Here is a 15,219-nt window from a genome sequence, read left to right on the forward strand (position 1 = left end):
CTCAGATGTGCATGGCGACCCGCTGGCCGAGCTCGTGGCTGATCCGCTCGAACGTGCCCGCGTTCTCCTGCTGCTGCACCAGGTTGGTGCGCAGGAGCTGCGCGCACTGCACCTCGCCCATGAGCAGGGCCTTGTCGATCAGGCCCTGGTAGCCGGCGATGCCCAGGTGGGCCAGGCGGTTCTCGGCGTCGACGGTGAAGATCTCCATCGCCTCCATCGCCGGCTCCTGGGCCGCGAACTGCTGAAACTCGGCGCGCATGCCGTCGATGGCCAGGCTCGGCACGTCGTCGGGCTCGGTCTCCATCATCGCGAAGCACGTCTCCAGGTTCTGGATCTTCTGCTGGCCCTGCTGCTGCTGGGCGCGCAGCACCTGGGCGAGCGGGCTCTGCTCGGTGCGGCCGAGGATCTCGCCGACGAGCTGGTTGCTCCGGCGTTCGGCGTCGTACATGCCCGACAGCTCGTAGAGGAACAGGTCGGCGGGGTTGTCGAGAGGCATGCGTCAGCTCCCTGGTTCTCGGGTCGTTCCTTCGGGGTCGGTGCTGGCACTACCCGTAAATTTCACGGACTCCGCGCTGGTGGCGGGGTGGTACGAGGGTGGTTCGTTGACCGGTTACTGAACCGGTTAATACGTTGTCGCGCAACAAGAAGGGAGGCTCGGTATGAGATTGAGAAGCCAGATCACCCTGGCCGCCACCGCGGTGCTGGCCGTCGTCGTCTCCGTGCTGGTGGCCGTCCAGCCGGCGTCGGCGGCGGCCGGGTTCACGGTCAGCAACGGGCGGCTGTACGACGCCAACGGCAACGAGTTCGTGATGCGCGGGGTCAGCCACGCCCACACCTGGTATCAGTCGCAGACCAGCTCGTTCGCGAACATCAAGGCCCTCGGCGCCAACACCGTGCGGGTCGTGCTGGCCACCGGCGACCAGTGGGCCAAGAACGACACCGCCGACGTCGCCAACGTCGTGTCGCTGTGCAAGGCCAACAAGCTCATCTGCGTGCTCGAGGCCCACGACACCACCGGCTACGGCGAGGCCGGCGCGGCGGTGTCGCTGGACAAGGCGGTCGACTACTGGCTGAGCATCAAGAGCTCGCTCGTGGGCCAGGAGAAGTACGTCATCGTCAACATCGGCAACGAGCCGTACGGCAACAACGCGGCCACCGTCGCCAACTGGACCACCGACACCGCCAACGCCGTGAAGCGCCTGCGCGCCAACGGCTTCGAGCACACCATCATGGTCGACGCCCCGAACTGGGGCCAGGACTGGACGTTCACGATGCGCGACAACGCGGCCACCGTCTTCGCCGCCGACCCGCAGAAGAACACCGTGTTCTCCATCCACATGTACGGCGTCTTCGACACGGCCGCCGAGATCAACGACTACCTGAACCGGTTCGTCACCGCGAAGCTGCCGATCGTCGTCGGCGAGTTCGGGTTCAACCACTCCGACGGCAACCCCGACGAGGACACCATCATGGCGACGACCACGTCGCTGAAGATCGGCTACCTCGGCTGGTCGTGGAGCGGCAACGGCGGCGGCGTCGAATACCTCGACATGGTCACCAACTTCAACCCGGCCCAGCTGACCAGCTGGGGTGAGCGCATCTTCAACGGTGCCAACGGCATCAGGGCCACGTCGAAGGAGGCGTCGGTCTACGGCGGCCAGACGTCCCCGTCGCCGTCGCGGACGTCCGTGTCCCCGTCGCCGTCGCGCTCGTCGGCCTCGCCGTCCCCGTCCCGCTCGGTCACCATGTCCGACCCGGTGCTCGGGGCGTGCAAGGTGACGTACACGGTCGTCGGCCAGTGGCCCGGCGGCTTCCAGGGCGAGGTGAAGGTGGCCAACACCGGCACCGTCCCGGTCAGCGCCTGGAAGCTCACCTGGAACTTCGTCAACGGCCAGGCGATCAACCAGATGTGGGGCGGCACCTACACGCAGTCCGGTGGTGCCGTCGCCGTCACCAACGCCAGTTACACGGCCCCGATCCCGGCCGGCGGCTCCGTGAGCTTCGGCTTCCTGTCGAGCTGGACGAGTACCAATGCCGCACCTTCGTCCTTCATCCTGAATGGACAGTGGTGCTCCTAGGGCCCGGCGGGCCAGCTGCGTTCGATCGCGTCCAGGACGTCCTTCGTCGGTTTGCCGTTCAGCCAGTCGATCATGCCGGTCCAGAACGTGCCGGTGCCGACGGCCGCGGGCATCATGTCGGAGGCGTCGAAGCGGAAGACCGTGTCCGGGTCGGTGAGCAGCTCGGCCGACAGCCGCTCGATCGGTGAGCGCAGTGCGGTCCGGTCGATGGCCTGGTTGGCGCTGACCGCACCGCCGAGCCGGGCGCGGCGGTCGGCCCACTGCGGCGTGGACAGGTAGGCCGCGACGGCCTGCACCTCGGGGCGGGTGGCGAAGGCACCGACGAACTCGCCCGCCCCGAGGACCACCCGGGCCCGGTCCGGGTCCATCGGCGGCAGGTAGAACGCGTACACGTCGCCGTCGGGGCCGATCCTGGTCCCGTCCGGCCACTCGTTGGCGTAGAACGACGCCTGGCGGTGCATGGCGCACGTCTGCTGCAGGATCGGCAGGCCGCCCTCCGACATCGCCACCGTGGCGATCGACTGCACGCCGCCGTAGCCGCCGTTGACGTACCGCGGGTCGCGCAGGATCGCACCGACCTTGTCGAGCGCGTCGACGATCCGGGCGTCGTTGAACGGGATCTTGTGCGCGACCCACGCGTCGTAGACGTCCGGACCGGCGGTGCGCAGCAGGACGTCCTCGAGCCAGTCGGTGATCGGGAAGCCGCTCGCCGCGCCCGACTCGGCGCCGGCGCACCAGGGCTTCACCCCGTCGGCCGCGATCCGCTCGGTGAGCCGCAGCATCTCGTCCCAGGTGGCCGGGGTCTGGTAGCCGTGCTTCGCGAAGAACGACGGGGAGTACCAGACGAGAGATTTGATGTTCGCGTTCAGCGGCGCCGCGTAGAGCTCGCCGTCGACGGTGCCGTACGTCTGCCACGCGGCCGAGTACCACCGCTGCACGTTCGCCCGCACGTCCGCGGAGACGGGCCGCAGGCCGTGCCCGTGTGCCATGTCGGCGATCAGGCCGGGCTGCGGGAAGAGCGCGAGGTCCGGCGGGTGCCCGGTGTCGGCGCGGTCCTTGAGGTCCTGCTCGAACGCGGCGATCCCGCTGTAGTCGACGGTGATGCCGGTGCAGTCCTCGAACTCGCCCCAGGAGCGCAGAAGCTTGTCCGCTTCGGCGTTACGGATCGGCCCGGTGATCGTGACGGTGGTGTTGTCGTGCCGGCCATAGCGGGTGTACTGCGAGCACGCGTCCGAGGCCCGATCCGCCGGCGTGCCGGCCCCGCCGCACCCGGTCAGGGCCAGCGTGAGGGCGAGGGTCGCGGCGATCCGAAGCTTCATGACACAGTTGATCTTAGGCTGCGAGCACCGGTCCGGGTGCGGGGTCGGCGACAACGACCCGGCCTTTCCCGGCCGCCTTCGCCGCGTACATCGCCTGGTCGGCGTCCTGGAAGAACGCGTCGACATCGGCGTGCCCGCGCCACCCGGTGACGCCGATGCTGGCCCGCGGCGCCAGCCGCACGGACCCGAACGTCACCGGCTGCTGGATGGCGGCGAGCACCCGCTCGGCCACCGCCAGGGGGTCGTCGGCCCCGGCGAGCAGCACCGCGAACTCGTCGCCGCCGAGCCGGGCCGGGGTGTCGGCGCCGCGCACCAGGTCCCGCAGCCGGTCCGCCACCGCGACCAGCAGGTGGTCACCGGCCGCGTGCCCGTACTCGTCGTTGACCTGCTTGAACCCGTCGAGGTCGATCAGCAGCAGGGCCACCGGCGCCCCCTGCGCGGCCGCGTGCAGGGCCTGCGCGGCCCGCTCGTGCAGCCGGGCGCGGTTGGGCAGCCCGGTCAGCCCGTCGTGGTACGCGCGGTGGTTGAGCTGGTCGAACGCGTCCCGCAGCACCCCGACCGTGTTGTTGAGGGAGCGGCTCATCTGCCCCACCTCGTCCCGGGAATGCTGCTCCAGCTCCTGGTGGAAGTCGCCGGCCGCCACCGCCGTCAGCACCGCCACGGCCCGCCGCAGGGGCCGGCTGAGCTGCCGCGCGGCCAGGGTCGCGACCCCGGCGGCCACGATCCCGCCGACGACGAGCAGGATCGTCACGTTGCGGCTGGTCTGGGCGGTCCGCTCGCGGATCTGCCGGTTGCCGGTGGCGACCGCGTCGACGAGCTGCTGCAGGAACTCGTCGGCCCGGGTCTTGACCGCGTGCGCGACCGCCTCGGAGCGCACGAGCACGATCGAGACGGCGTTGTCCCGGTCGCCGCGGCGGCTGGCGGCGAGGCCGGTGTCGCGGGCCGTGCGGTACTGCCCGATGACCTTCTCCAGCAGCCCGAGCTCGCGCAGTTCGGCCTTGGTGAGCCCGATCGTGGCCAGCGCGGCGAAGTGCCCGTCGATCTGCCGGTCGGTGTCGGCGATCTCGGCCTCGTACCGGTCCCGGTAGAACCCCGGCTGGGACAGCAGGTGCGACTGCACCGCCTCCATCTGCAGCCCGACGGCCGAGCGCACGGCGACCATGTGCGTCATCGCCACCACGTCACGGCGATACTGCACGTCCTGCCGGGCCGCCACCTCGCGCAGGTTGACCAGGCCATACACGGCGATGCCGGCGAAGATGGAGGCGACCAGCAGCGCGATCCCCACGATCTTCGTGGCGATGCTGCGGTCGCGGACCCAGGCTGGCACGTCGTTGCTCATCGACCGCCGGCGGTTGCCGTGGAGTGCTTCGAGGTTGCAACCTGGGCGGGTGGATCCGGTGGTGATTGTCGGGGCGGGCCCGGTGGGGGTGACGGCCGCCATCCTGCTCGCCCAGCGCGGCGTCCCCTGTGTCGTCCTGGAGCGGTTCCCGCAGATGTACCCGCTGCCGCGCGCCGTCCACGTCGACGACGAGGTCGTGCGCATCCTGGAGGCGGCCGGCGTGGCCGAGGAGTTCCTGAAGGTCAGCCGCCCCGGCCTGGGCCTGCGCCTGCTGGACGCGAAGCACCGGGTGATGGCCACGTTCGCCCGCGACCCCGGCGGTTCCCGGCACGGCTACCCGCAGGCGAACATGTTCGACCAGCCCGACCTGGAACGGCTGCTGCGCGACCGGCTGCTGTCCCTGCCGGCGGTGGACTTCGTCGGCGGCGCGACGGTGTTCCAGGTGACGTCGTCGTCGGTCCGCTACCGCCGCGACGGCGAGGAACATGAGGTACGCGCTTCGGCCGTGCTCGGCTGCGACGGCGCCAACAGCACCGTCCGCGGCCTGATCGGGGCGACCCTGGTCGACCTGCGCTTCGCCGAGCGGTGGCTGGTCGTCGACGGCGTGTGCGAATCCGACCTGGACGCGTGGGGCGGCGTGCACCAGGTGTGCAACCGCCGCCGGGCCGCGACGTTCATGCAGCTCGGCCCGCGCCGATACCGCTGGGAGTTCCGGCTCCTGCCCGGCGAGGTCGCAACCGAACTGCCGCTGGAGCCGCTGCTGGCCCCGTGGCTCGGCGACACCCCGGTCACCATCGTGCGCCGCGCGGAGTACACCTTCCGCGCCAACGTGGCCTCGACCTGGCGCGCCGGCCGAGTCTTCCTCCTGGGCGACGCCGCCCACCAGACCCCGCCCTTCATCGGTCAAGGCTTGGGCGCGGGCCTGCGCGACGCGTACAACCTGGCCTGGAAACTGGCAGACGACCTGCACACACCGGACGGCAATCCCACCCTCCTGGACACATACGAACGCGAACGCAAACCGCACGTCCGCGCCCAGATCCGCCTCGCGATCGTGGCCGGCTGGGCAATGACGGGCGGCCAGGTGCGCGGCTCGATCTGGCGCCTACCCGGCATGAAAACCTTGGCCCTGCGCTCCACGTCCCCTCCGCTACGAGGCCTGGGCGCCGGCCGCCGGGCCGGCACGGTAGCTCCCGTGAGGGGCCTGGACGAGGCCTTGGGCGACGGCTGGTCGGTCCTGTACCTGGGCGGCGAGCCAGCCGGCTTCGGCGAAGCAACCCTGGTCAAGGTCACCGAAGAGCTGGACCCGTCCGGCGCGTTGCGAACCTGGATGCGCAACCAAACTTTCCTACTCCGCCCAGACCGAGTGGTGCACGCCTCTTTCCCGAGGTAGAAAGCTCTTTCCGGCACCCTTCCAAAAAATCGCACACTCTCTCAAGCCGAAGGCCAACGAATCGCAACCACCGAAAGACGACCACGGCGGACCGCGCACCGACCTCGAACCGCGACCAACAAACCGCAACCAACCTACGGTCCGGACCACGCCACTCGGTAGTACCCATCGGCCGAGCTCACATATGCGGTGCCCCTCCAAGCGGGCGATACAACCCCGGCGACTCTCAGACTTCTCGACCGGCGCCGGCTCTTCGGGCCGCTCCGGCTCTTCGGGCCGCTCCGGCTCTTCGGGCCGCTCCGGCTCTTCGGGCCGCTCCGGCTCTTCGGGCCGCTCCGGCTCTTCGGGCCGCGCTGGGGGCTCGGGCCGCTCCGGCTCTTCGGGCTGTGCTGGGGGCTCGGGCCGCTCCGGCTCTTCGGGCTGTGCTGGGGGCTCGGGCGGGGTCGGCGGTTCGGCGAGCTGGGCCTGCCGGGCCGCCCAGGCCTGCCGCCAGTCCTTGTCGGTGACCGGCACGTTGTCGCCGTAGATTCGGCGGAGTTTGGCCGCGTACCGTTGTTGGAGGCCCCAGTCGCGCTGCCTTTTGTGCTCGCGGCGGAACTCTTCGCCTATCGGGCTGTATTTGCGCGATCCGGTTCGATCGCGCATTTTTGCCGTTTCGCTGCCGCTGAAAAGGCCTATCTGCCCCCGCATGTATTCATTATCCCGCACTCTGTTTCTGTCTGCTATTGTCACTATTTCAGATAGCGCACCCGGCTGCTTTGTCTGCGGTTGGAGGGGCACCGCAAATGTGAGCTCGGCCGATGGGAACTACCGGATTGGCGTGGTCCGTACCGTAGTTTGGGTGCGGTTTGTTGGTTGCGGTTCGTCTGTCGCTGCGCGGTCCGTTGTGGTCGTCTTTCGGTGGTCGCGATTCGCGCGCTTTGCAAAGATGAATTTCTATACTACTTGATCGTTTGGGTTGGCGTTTGCCCGATTTGTGAAGTATGCGGCCCCTTCTTTTTGTCGTTGCGCTGGGGGGCCGGCTGGCTTATGTTGTTCTCAGTTCGAGTAAGACTCACGTCGAGAAAGACTCCACCTGAGAAGGACTGGCGCCGTGGCTGACTCCGAAGCCGACTTCCTGGCCAACTACGACCCCTCGCGGTATCCGGCCGTCGCGGTGACCGTCGACGTCGTCGCCTTCACCATCCGCGAGGGGCGGCTGCACGTGCTGCTCGTGCGGCGCGCCTGTCCGCCCATGAAGGACATGTGGGCGCTGCCCGGCGGGTTCGTGGGGGAGTGGGAGGACCTGCCGACGGCGGCCGCGCGGGAGCTGGCCGAGGAGACCGGGGTCGCGACCGCGCACCGGCGGCTGCACCTGGAGCAGCTCGGCACCTACGGCGCGCCGGACCGGGACCCGCGGATGCGGGTGTTCTCGGTGGCCTACCTGGCCTTCGCCCCGCATCTGCCCGACCCCGTGTCGGGCTCGGACGCGCGGGAGGCGGCCTGGATGGCGATGGACGAGCGGCCCGCGACGCTCGCGTTCGATCACACCACGATCCTCGCGGACGGGCTCGAACGGGCCCGGTCGAAGCTCGAATACTCGCCGCTGGCGACCAGGTTTGTCGACGAGGAGTTCACCATCGCCGACCTGCGGGCCGTCTACGAGACGGTCTGGGGGGAGCCGCTGCACGCCGGCAACTTCCACCGCAAGGTGCTGTCGGTGCCCGGCTTCGTCGAGGGTACCGGCGCGACCACGGAGCGGGGCGGGGCTCGAGGGGGGCCCCGCGCCAAGCTCTACCGCGCCGGCGACGCGCAGCTGCTGCACCCCGCACTGCTGATGCCGAGCCGGGAGGAGACGGTGCGGTGAACGTCGACGACGCGATCGCGCTCGTGGAAAGGGCCTCCGCGGAGGAGCTGTTCGGCGGGGGCGATCCGCACCAGCGGTACCGGAACCTGGCCAAGCTCGTGCACCCGGACGCCGCCGGGCCGAAGGGTACGAAAGCGTTCGCCCGGCTGTCGGATCTCTGGCGCAACCGGGGCGTCATCCGCACGGCCCGCGGCAGCTACTCGACGGCGACCCTCGAACACCGCGGCGACCTGGCCAACCTGTACAAGGTGCCGGAGGGGCACCTGAAGCTGGCCCGCGACCCGTCCTGCAACGACCTTCTGGCCCGGGAGGCCGTGGCGCTGCGGCAGATCGCGGAGCAGGGGGACCCGCGATACCTGCCGTACGTGCCCCGGCTCGTCGACTCGTTCCGGCACAAGTCGGAGACGGGGCCGACGCGGCGGGCGAACGTCATCGGGGTGTCGGCGGCGCGGCTGCACTCCCTTGAGGAAGTACACGCGAAACGTCCCCATGGCCTCGATCCGCGGGACGCCGCCTGGATGTGGCGGCGGCTCCTGGTGGCCCTCGGCCTGGCGCACCGGGCCGGCGTCGTGCACGGTGCGGTCGTCGCCCGGCACGTGCTCATCGAGCCCGACGAGCACGGCGTGGTGCTCGTCGACTGGTGCTACAGCGCGTCCGATCCACACGAACACATTCCGGCACTGGTACCTGCGCATCGTGACGCCTATCCGCCGGAAGTACTCGCTCGCAGTACCCCCGGAGCCTGCACTGACATCTATATGTCGGCCGGTCTCATGGCCGGTCTGATGGGTGATCGCGCGCCGAAGGCGCTGCGGCGCTTCGCCGACGGCTGCCGGCTGGCCTCGCCGCGCCGGCGCCCCGACGACGCCTGGCAGCTGCTGGCCGAGCTCGACGAGCTGCTCCTGCGCCTCTACGGGCCGCGCAAATTCCGTCCATTCGTTCTGTGAAGGAGTTCCATCATGGGAAGTGGAGCCTGGTCGACCGACGTCTACGACGCCGCCGACCGCTACCGCCGGGCCGCCGGCAAGAGCGCGTTCGCCTACAGCGACTCCGGCGCCCGTACCGTCCACACGGCCCTGAACCCGAAAGGCGTCGACGTCCGGGAGAGCCGCGACTCCGACGAGCACCCCGACTCCGTCGCCATCGCCGTGCTGTTCGACGTCACCGGCTCGATGGGCTCGGTCCCGCGGGTCCTGCAGCAGAAGCTCCCGCAGCTGCTCGGCCTGCTGCTGCGCAAGGGTTACGTCACCGACCCGCAGATCCTCTTCGGCGCGATCGGCGACGCCACCTGCGACCGCGTCCCGCTGCAGGTCGGCCAGTTCGAGTCGGACAACCGCCTCGACGAGGACCTCGGCCGCTTCGTCCTGGAGGGCGGCGGTGGCGGGCAGATGACCGAGTCCTACGAGCTCGCGATGTACTTCATGGCCCGCCACACCGCCATCGACTGCCACGAGAAGCGCGGCAAGCGGGGGTACCTCTTCATCATCGGCGACGAGCAGGCGTACTCCCGGGTCAAGGTCTCCGAGGTCCGCGACGTCATCGGCGACGAGCTCACCGAGCCGATCAAGCTGCGCGCCATCGTCGACGAGGTCCGCACCAAGTACGACACCTACTACATCCTCCCGGCCGGCTCCTCGTATGCGGGCAACACCGCGATCCTCGACTTCTGGCGCGACCTGCTCGGCCAGAACGTCATCGCGCTGGACGACCTGGACGCGGTCTGCGAGACGATCGCGCTGACCGTCGGCCTCGGCGAGGACAGCATCGACCTCGACGAGGGCCTGGCCGACCTGGGCGAGGTCGGCTCGGCCGCGGCCGGCACCGTCGGCAAGGCCCTCGCCCGCATCGGCGGCGGCCGCGCCCCGGTCGCACACGGCGCGGTCCCGGCCGACCTCTCCGCCCCGGTCAGCGTGGAAAGGCTGTAAGTGCACTACATCGTCGTGGACCTCGGGTTCGGCGACTGCGGCAAGGGCACGACCGTGGACTACCTGTGCGCGACCCGCGACATCGAGACTGTCGTGCGGTTCAACGGGGGCGCGCAGGCGGCGCACACGGTCGTGCTCGCCGACGGGCGCAAGCACACATTCGCGCAGTTCGGCTCCGGCTCTCTGCGCCCCGGCGTGCGCACCCACCTGTCCCGGTTCATGGTCGTCGACCCGCTCGCCCTGGTCACCGAGGCCGAACACCTGATCTCGCTGGGCGCGGCCGACATCTGGGACCGGCTCACGGTCGACGCTTCGGCGCTGATCGCCACGCCGTACCACCGGCTGGCGAACCGCTCGGCCGAGCTGGCCCGGGGTGCCGATCGGCACGGCTCGTGCGGGATGGGCGTGGGCGCGACGATGGAGTACGCGCTGGCATACCCGGACGACGCACTCCGCGCGGGCGATTGTGTCAATGTGCCGGTGTTGCGTCGCAAGCTCGCGCAGACTCGAGCACGCTTGGGCGTCGGTGGCCCGTCGGTGGAAGCCTGCATATCGGCATTTATCGGGTTTGCGTCGACTGTCCGGCTCGTGGAGCGCTTGCCGGCTGGTGGGGCGTGCATTTTTGAAGGCGCTCAGGGGGTACTGCTTGACGAGTGGCATGGCTTCCACCCGTACACGACGTGGAGCACTGCGACCTTCTCCAATGCGCTCTCACTGCTGGATGAGGGGATTTTTCTCGACACATCGGTCACGCGGCTGGGGGTGCTCCGCACCGTGACGACCCGCCACGGCGCCGGCCCCCTCCCGACCGAGGACCCGTCGCTGGGCATCACCGACCCGAACAACCCGTCGAACCCCTGGCAGGGCCCGTTCCGGGTCGGCACGTTCGACGCCCCGCTGCACCGCTACGCCCTGGAGGCCGCCGGCGGCGTGGACGGCCTGGTCCTGACCCACCTGGATCTCCCCGTGGACCGCATCTGCCACTCCTACCGCAGCAACCCCCTGCGGGCCGGCGCCCCGGGCGACCTGCAACGCCAGTCGGCGATGACGAGGGCGCTGGAGACGGTCGAGCCGCAGTACGCCACCGTCACCGACTGGGTCGCGACCGTGGAGTCCGAGTTGGGCGCCGAGGTGGTCCTGGAGTCCTGGGGCCCGACGTCCGAGGACAAGAAACCCTCCGGCCGCCTGACGTCCTGAACCGGCAACTCAGCCGCACCACACCCGAACCTCAGCCCGCCGTGCGACGCTAGGTCCCGAAACGATCACTGGGCCGAACGGCCGGGTGACCGCTCAGGCGAACGGGGGACAGGTCGATGGGGCTGGCACGCGACGCGATCCGAACGGTGTCGACGGCGGCCGCGGCCGGCCTCGCGCTCGGCGGCCTGTTCGGCCTCGTGGCCCCCGCGTCAGCCGAGGCGGGCAGCACCACACCGCACCGGCCCACCGTCCCGGCCGCGGTGGTCCCGGCCGTGGTCACCAGCGTCGACCTCCTCGGCTCCGAACGCCTCGAAGTCACCGTGCGCTTCACCAACACGGGCCGCACCGTCGAACACCTCACGGGCTTCGACGTCCTCGCGGACGACCAGCCCCTGGCCCGCGCGGCCGGGGACCAGCCGGCCGCCGTCGACCTGCACCCGGGCGCGACCACCGACGAAACCATGACGTTCGCGGCCCCACCGGCGACCGCCGTGCTGACCCTCACCCTGACCGGCGGCGAACGGCTCCCGCTGGAGCTCTGAACGTTACTGGTGATCGGGTGAGGGTATGGTCCGCCCATGCGGCTGACCGTCAATGGCGTCGAGCACGAACTCACCCTCGATCCCCGGACCACCCTGCTGGACGCACTGCGTGAGCACCTCGACCTGACCGGGGCCAAGAAGGGCTGCGACCACGGCCAGTGCGGGGCCTGCACCGTCCTGCTCGACGGGCGGCGCGTCAACAGCTGCCTGGTGCTGCTGATCGCGCAGGCGGGCGCCGAGGTGACCACGATCGAGGGCCTCGGCACCGCCGCCGAGCCGCACCCGGTGCAGCGCGCCTTCCTCGAGCACGACGGGTTGCAGTGCGGGTACTGCACCCCGGGGCAGATCTGCTCGGCGGTGGGCGTGCTCGACGAGGCCGGCCGCGGCTGGCCCAGCGCCGTCACCACCGGCGACGGCGAGGACCTGCTGAGCGACGCCGAGATCCGCGAGCGCATGAGCGGCAACCTCTGCCGCTGCGGCGCCTACCCGAACATCGTCCCGGCGATCCGCGAGGCGGCCGGGCGGTGAAGACGTTCGACTACCGGGCCGCGGCCGCCACCGCCGACGGCCTCGAGCCCAACGCGGTGTTCCTGGCCGGCGGCACCAACCTGGTGGACCTCATGAAACTGGGCGTGGCCACCCCGGACGTGCTCGTGGACGTCTCCCGGCTGCCGCTGGGCGACGTCGCCGAGGGGCCGGACGGCGGCCTGCGCATCGGCGCCACCGTCCGCAACAGCGACCTGGCCGCCGACCCGCGCGTCCGCGACCGCTACCCGGTGCTCAGCCAGGCGCTGCTGGCGGGGGCCTCCGGCCAGCTGCGCAACATGGCCACGACGGGCGGCAACCTGCTGCAGCGGACCCGCTGCCGATACTTCATGGACCCGACCATGCCGTGCAACAAGCACGAGCCCGGCTCCGGGTGCCCGGCCCGCGCCGGCGACCACCGCAACCTCGCCATCCTCGGCGGCTCCGAGGCGTGCATCGCCACCCATCCGTCGGACATGGCGGTGGCCCTCGCGGCGCTGGACGCGGTCGTGCGTGTCGACGGGGCCACCGGCGAACGCACGATCCCGGTCACCGAGCTCCACCGGCTCCCCGGGGACCAGCCCGAGCGGGACACCGTGCTCGAGCACGGCGAACTCATCACCGCGGTCGACGTGCCGGCACTGCCGTTCGGGGCCCGGTCGGCCTATCGCAAGGCCCGGGACCGAGCCTCCTACGCGTTCGCGGCCGGGTCGGTCGCCGCCGCGCTCGACGTGGCCGACGGTGTGGTGCGCGACGTCCGGCTGGCGTTCGGCGCGGTGGCGCACCGGCCGTGGCGGGCGTTCACCGCCGAGGAGGCGCTGCGCGGCCGCCCGGCGACCCCGGAGTCGTTCCTGGCCGCCGCCGACGCCGAACTGCGCGCGGCCCGGCCGCTGCGCGACAACGCCTACAAGATCAGCCTGGTGCGCAACCTGACCGCGGCGGTGCTCACGCGGCTGTCCGGTCCGGCCGAGCCGGTGGGGGGACACCGATGACCACGACACTGCCCGGCGCGGTCGGCACGCCGCTCGCGCGCCTGGAGGGCCCGGAGAAGGTCACCGGCGCCGCCCGCTACGCCGCCGAGTATCGGCAGGACGGCATCGCGTACGCCTGGGTCGTGCAGTCCCCGGTGCCGCGCGGCCGCCTCAACGCCGTCCTGGCCGACCCGACCGCCGACGCGCTCGCCGTCCTGTGGCACGGCAACGCCCCGCGGCTGGAGCCGGCCGACGACCCCGAGCTGGCCGTCCTGCAGTCGGACCGGATCAGCTACCGCGGCCAGCCGGTCGCGCTGGTCGTCGCCGACACCCTCGAAGCGGCCCGGCGCGCGGCCCAGGTCCTGCGGCTCGACATCACCCCCGAGGACCACGACGCGCGGCTGCGGGCCGACCACCCCGGGCTTTACACGCCGGAGACGGTGAACCCCGGCTTCCCGGCCGAGTCGGCGGCCGGGGACGTCGAGCGGGCCCTCGCCGCCGCGCCGGTCACGGTCGACGTCACCTACTCCACGCCGGCCCTGCACAACAACCCGATGGAGCCGCACGCCACGATCGCCCGGTGGAACGGCGACGACCTCGTGCTCTACGACTCCAACCAGCACCCGTCCGGCGTCGCCGAGACGGTCGCGGCCGTGTTCGGCCTGGAGCCGGCCCAGGTCCACGTGGTGACCGAGCACGTCGGCGGCGGGTTCGGCTCGAAGGGCACGGCCCGCCCGAACGCGGTCCTCGCGGCGCTCGCGGCCCGGGTCGTCGGCCGCCCGGTCAAGCTGGCCCTGCCGCGCCAGGCGATGTTCAGCGTCGTCGGCCACCGCACGCCGACCATCCAGCGGGTCCGGCTCGGCGCCGAACGCGACGGCACGCTCACCGCCATCGACCACCAGGCGATCGGGCACACCAGCCGGCTCTTCGAGTTCGCGGAGCAGACCGCGGTCGTGACCCGGCACATGTACGCCGCCCCGAATCGCCGCACCGGCCACCGCCTGGTCCGCCTGGACATGCCGACGCCGCGCTGGATGCGCGCCCCCGGCGAGGCCCCCGGCATGGTGGCCCTGGAATGCGCCCTCGACGAGCTGGCCGAGGCGCTCGGCCTCGACCCCATCGAGCTGCGGGTGCGCAACGAGCCCGGCGCCGAGCCGGAGGGCGGCACCCCGTTCACCAGCCGCCACTACGTCGAGTGCCTGCGCGCCGGCGCCGAGCGGTTCGGCTGGGCCGGCCGCGACCCCCGGCCCCGGCAGCGGCGCGAAGGCGACTGGTGGATCGGCACCGGTGTGGCCGGCGCGACCTACCCGACGATGGCGCAGCCGTCGACGGCCCGCGCCCGGGCCCGCGCCGACGGCGGCTTCGAGGTGGCGATCGGCGCGGCCGACCTCGGCACCGGCGCCCGGACGATCCTCACCCAGATCGCCGCCGACGCGCTCGGCGTGCCGGTTGAGCGGGTCCGCATCCGCATCGGCGACAGCACGCTGCCCAAGGCCTCGGTCGCCGGCGGCTCGTCGGGCAGCGCGTCGTGGGGCTGGGCGGTGACCGGCGCCTGCCGCCGGCTGCGGGAGACGGGCGGCGACGAGGCCACCTTCGACACCACCGAGCTGGTCGAGCGGCAGGAGAAGGAGGGCCGGCACGCGTTCGGCGCCCACTTCGCGGAGGTCCGCGTCGACGCGGTCACCGGCGAGGTCCGCGTCTCCCGCCTGTTCGGCATGTACGCCGCCGGCCGCATCCTCAACCCGCGCACGGCCCGCAGCCAGTTCCTCGGCGGCATGATCATGGGGATGGGCATGGCCCTGCACGAGGAGGGCGTGCTGGACGAGGCGATAGGCGCCTGGGTCAACCACGACCTCGCCGAGTATCACATCCCGGCCCACGCCGACGTCGAGTCGATCGACGCCGCGTGGCTCGACGAGCGCGACGAGCAGATCAACCCGATGGGCAGCAAGGGCATCGGCGAGATCGGCATCGTCGGCTCACCCGCCGCGATCGTCAACGCGGTCTGGCACGCCACCGGGGTCCGCGTCCGTGACCTGCCCGTCCGGCTCGACAAACTGTTGACGGCCTGGTCGCAGTAA

Annotated in this window: 13 protein-coding genes; 10 read left to right on the forward strand and 3 right to left on the reverse strand. The window is 71.2% G+C overall.

All coding sequences use genetic code 11. The annotated features are described in order from the left end of the window. Position 1: 1 nt before the first annotated feature. Positions 2-496, reverse strand: a complete 495-nt coding sequence (locus ACIA8L_RS17935; protein ID WP_395905625.1) for a DUF892 family protein — start codon at positions 494-496, stop codon at positions 2-4. 169 nt (positions 497-665) lie between these two features. On the opposite strand from ACIA8L_RS17935, the gene ACIA8L_RS17940 reads away from it, so the two are divergent. After that, entirely contained in the window at positions 666-2,078 is a 1,413-nt protein-coding gene (locus tag ACIA8L_RS17940) for a cellulase family glycosylhydrolase (protein ID WP_395906320.1), read from the forward strand. On the opposite strand, the gene ACIA8L_RS17945 is transcribed toward ACIA8L_RS17940, so the two are convergent. After that, complete coding sequence (locus tag ACIA8L_RS17945; RefSeq protein ID WP_395905627.1) at positions 2,075-3,397, reverse strand: ABC transporter substrate-binding protein; 1,323 nt, start codon at positions 3,395-3,397, stop codon at positions 2,075-2,077. The two genes, ACIA8L_RS17940 and ACIA8L_RS17945, sit on opposite strands and share 4 nt — an antisense overlap. Before the next feature lie 13 nt (positions 3,398-3,410). Then, complete coding sequence (locus ACIA8L_RS17950) at positions 3,411-4,727, reverse strand: diguanylate cyclase domain-containing protein (protein ID WP_395905629.1); 1,317 nt, start codon at positions 4,725-4,727, stop codon at positions 3,411-3,413. A gap of 61 nt (positions 4,728-4,788) precedes the next feature. On the opposite strand from ACIA8L_RS17950, the gene ACIA8L_RS17955 reads away from it, so the two are divergent. The 9 genes from ACIA8L_RS17955 (at position 4,789) to ACIA8L_RS17995 (ending at position 15,219) form a co-directional block, all read left to right on the forward strand. Then, a complete protein-coding gene (locus ACIA8L_RS17955) occupies positions 4,789-6,132 on the forward strand; it encodes a bifunctional 3-(3-hydroxy-phenyl)propionate/3-hydroxycinnamic acid hydroxylase (RefSeq protein WP_395905631.1) in 1,344 nt (447 codons plus the stop codon). Positions 6,133-7,225: 1,093 nt separating this feature from the next. Then, entirely contained in the window at positions 7,226-7,978 is a 753-nt protein-coding gene (locus tag ACIA8L_RS17960) for an NUDIX domain-containing protein (RefSeq protein WP_395905633.1), read from the forward strand. After that, positions 7,975-8,925, forward strand: a complete 951-nt coding sequence (locus tag ACIA8L_RS17965; RefSeq protein ID WP_395905635.1) for a serine/threonine protein kinase — start codon at positions 7,975-7,977, stop codon at positions 8,923-8,925. Before ACIA8L_RS17960 ends, ACIA8L_RS17965 begins: the two co-directional genes overlap by 4 nt. 12 nt (positions 8,926-8,937) lie before the next feature. Next, positions 8,938-9,903: a hypothetical protein gene (locus ACIA8L_RS17970; RefSeq protein ID WP_395905637.1), complete on the forward strand. Its 966-nt coding sequence runs from the start codon at positions 8,938-8,940 to the stop codon at positions 9,901-9,903. Then, positions 9,904-11,100 (forward strand): adenylosuccinate synthetase, encoded by a 1,197-nt coding sequence (locus ACIA8L_RS17975; RefSeq protein ID WP_395905639.1) that lies wholly within the window; start codon positions 9,904-9,906, stop codon positions 11,098-11,100. It begins immediately after the preceding gene. Between the two features lie 116 nt (positions 11,101-11,216). Further along, positions 11,217-11,642, forward strand: a complete 426-nt coding sequence (locus tag ACIA8L_RS17980) for a hypothetical protein (RefSeq protein ID WP_395905641.1) — start codon at positions 11,217-11,219, stop codon at positions 11,640-11,642. A 36-nt stretch (positions 11,643-11,678) separates the two neighbouring features. After that, positions 11,679-12,170 (forward strand): 2Fe-2S iron-sulfur cluster-binding protein, encoded by a 492-nt coding sequence (locus ACIA8L_RS17985; RefSeq protein WP_395905643.1) that lies wholly within the window; start codon positions 11,679-11,681, stop codon positions 12,168-12,170. Further along, positions 12,167-13,159 carry an FAD binding domain-containing protein gene (locus ACIA8L_RS17990; RefSeq protein ID WP_395905645.1) on the forward strand — a complete coding sequence of 331 codons (993 nt, stop codon included), beginning with the start codon at positions 12,167-12,169 and terminating at the stop codon, positions 13,157-13,159. Before ACIA8L_RS17985 ends, ACIA8L_RS17990 begins: the two co-directional genes overlap by 4 nt. Next, positions 13,156-15,219, forward strand: coding sequence for a xanthine dehydrogenase family protein molybdopterin-binding subunit (locus ACIA8L_RS17995; RefSeq protein WP_395905647.1), 2,064 nt, complete (start codon positions 13,156-13,158; stop codon positions 15,217-15,219). The genes ACIA8L_RS17990 and ACIA8L_RS17995 overlap by 4 nt, the downstream gene beginning before the upstream one ends.

Origin of the sequence: Dactylosporangium sp. NPDC051541 (assembly GCF_044454505.1) — a bacterium.
Lineage (GTDB): Bacteria > Actinomycetota > Actinomycetes > Mycobacteriales > Micromonosporaceae > Dactylosporangium.

What these genes read in the sequence shown, in the direction of transcription:
- ACIA8L_RS17945 (WP_395905627.1), bottom strand. Translation starts at nt 3,397, where the DNA reads ATGAAGCTTCGGATCGCCGCGACCCTCGCCCTCACGCTGGCCCTGACC.
- ACIA8L_RS17995 (WP_395905647.1), top strand. Translation starts at nt 13,156, where the DNA reads ATGACCACGACACTGCCCGGCGCGGTCGGCACGCCGCTCGCGCGCCTG.
- ACIA8L_RS17980 (WP_395905641.1), top strand. Translation starts at nt 11,217, where the DNA reads ATGGGGCTGGCACGCGACGCGATCCGAACGGTGTCGACGGCGGCCGCG.
- ACIA8L_RS17970 (WP_395905637.1), top strand. Translation starts at nt 8,938, where the DNA reads ATGGGAAGTGGAGCCTGGTCGACCGACGTCTACGACGCCGCCGACCGC.
- ACIA8L_RS17935 (WP_395905625.1), bottom strand. Translation starts at nt 496, where the DNA reads ATGCCTCTCGACAACCCCGCCGACCTGTTCCTCTACGAGCTGTCGGGC.
- ACIA8L_RS17985 (WP_395905643.1), top strand. Translation starts at nt 11,679, where the DNA reads ATGCGGCTGACCGTCAATGGCGTCGAGCACGAACTCACCCTCGATCCC.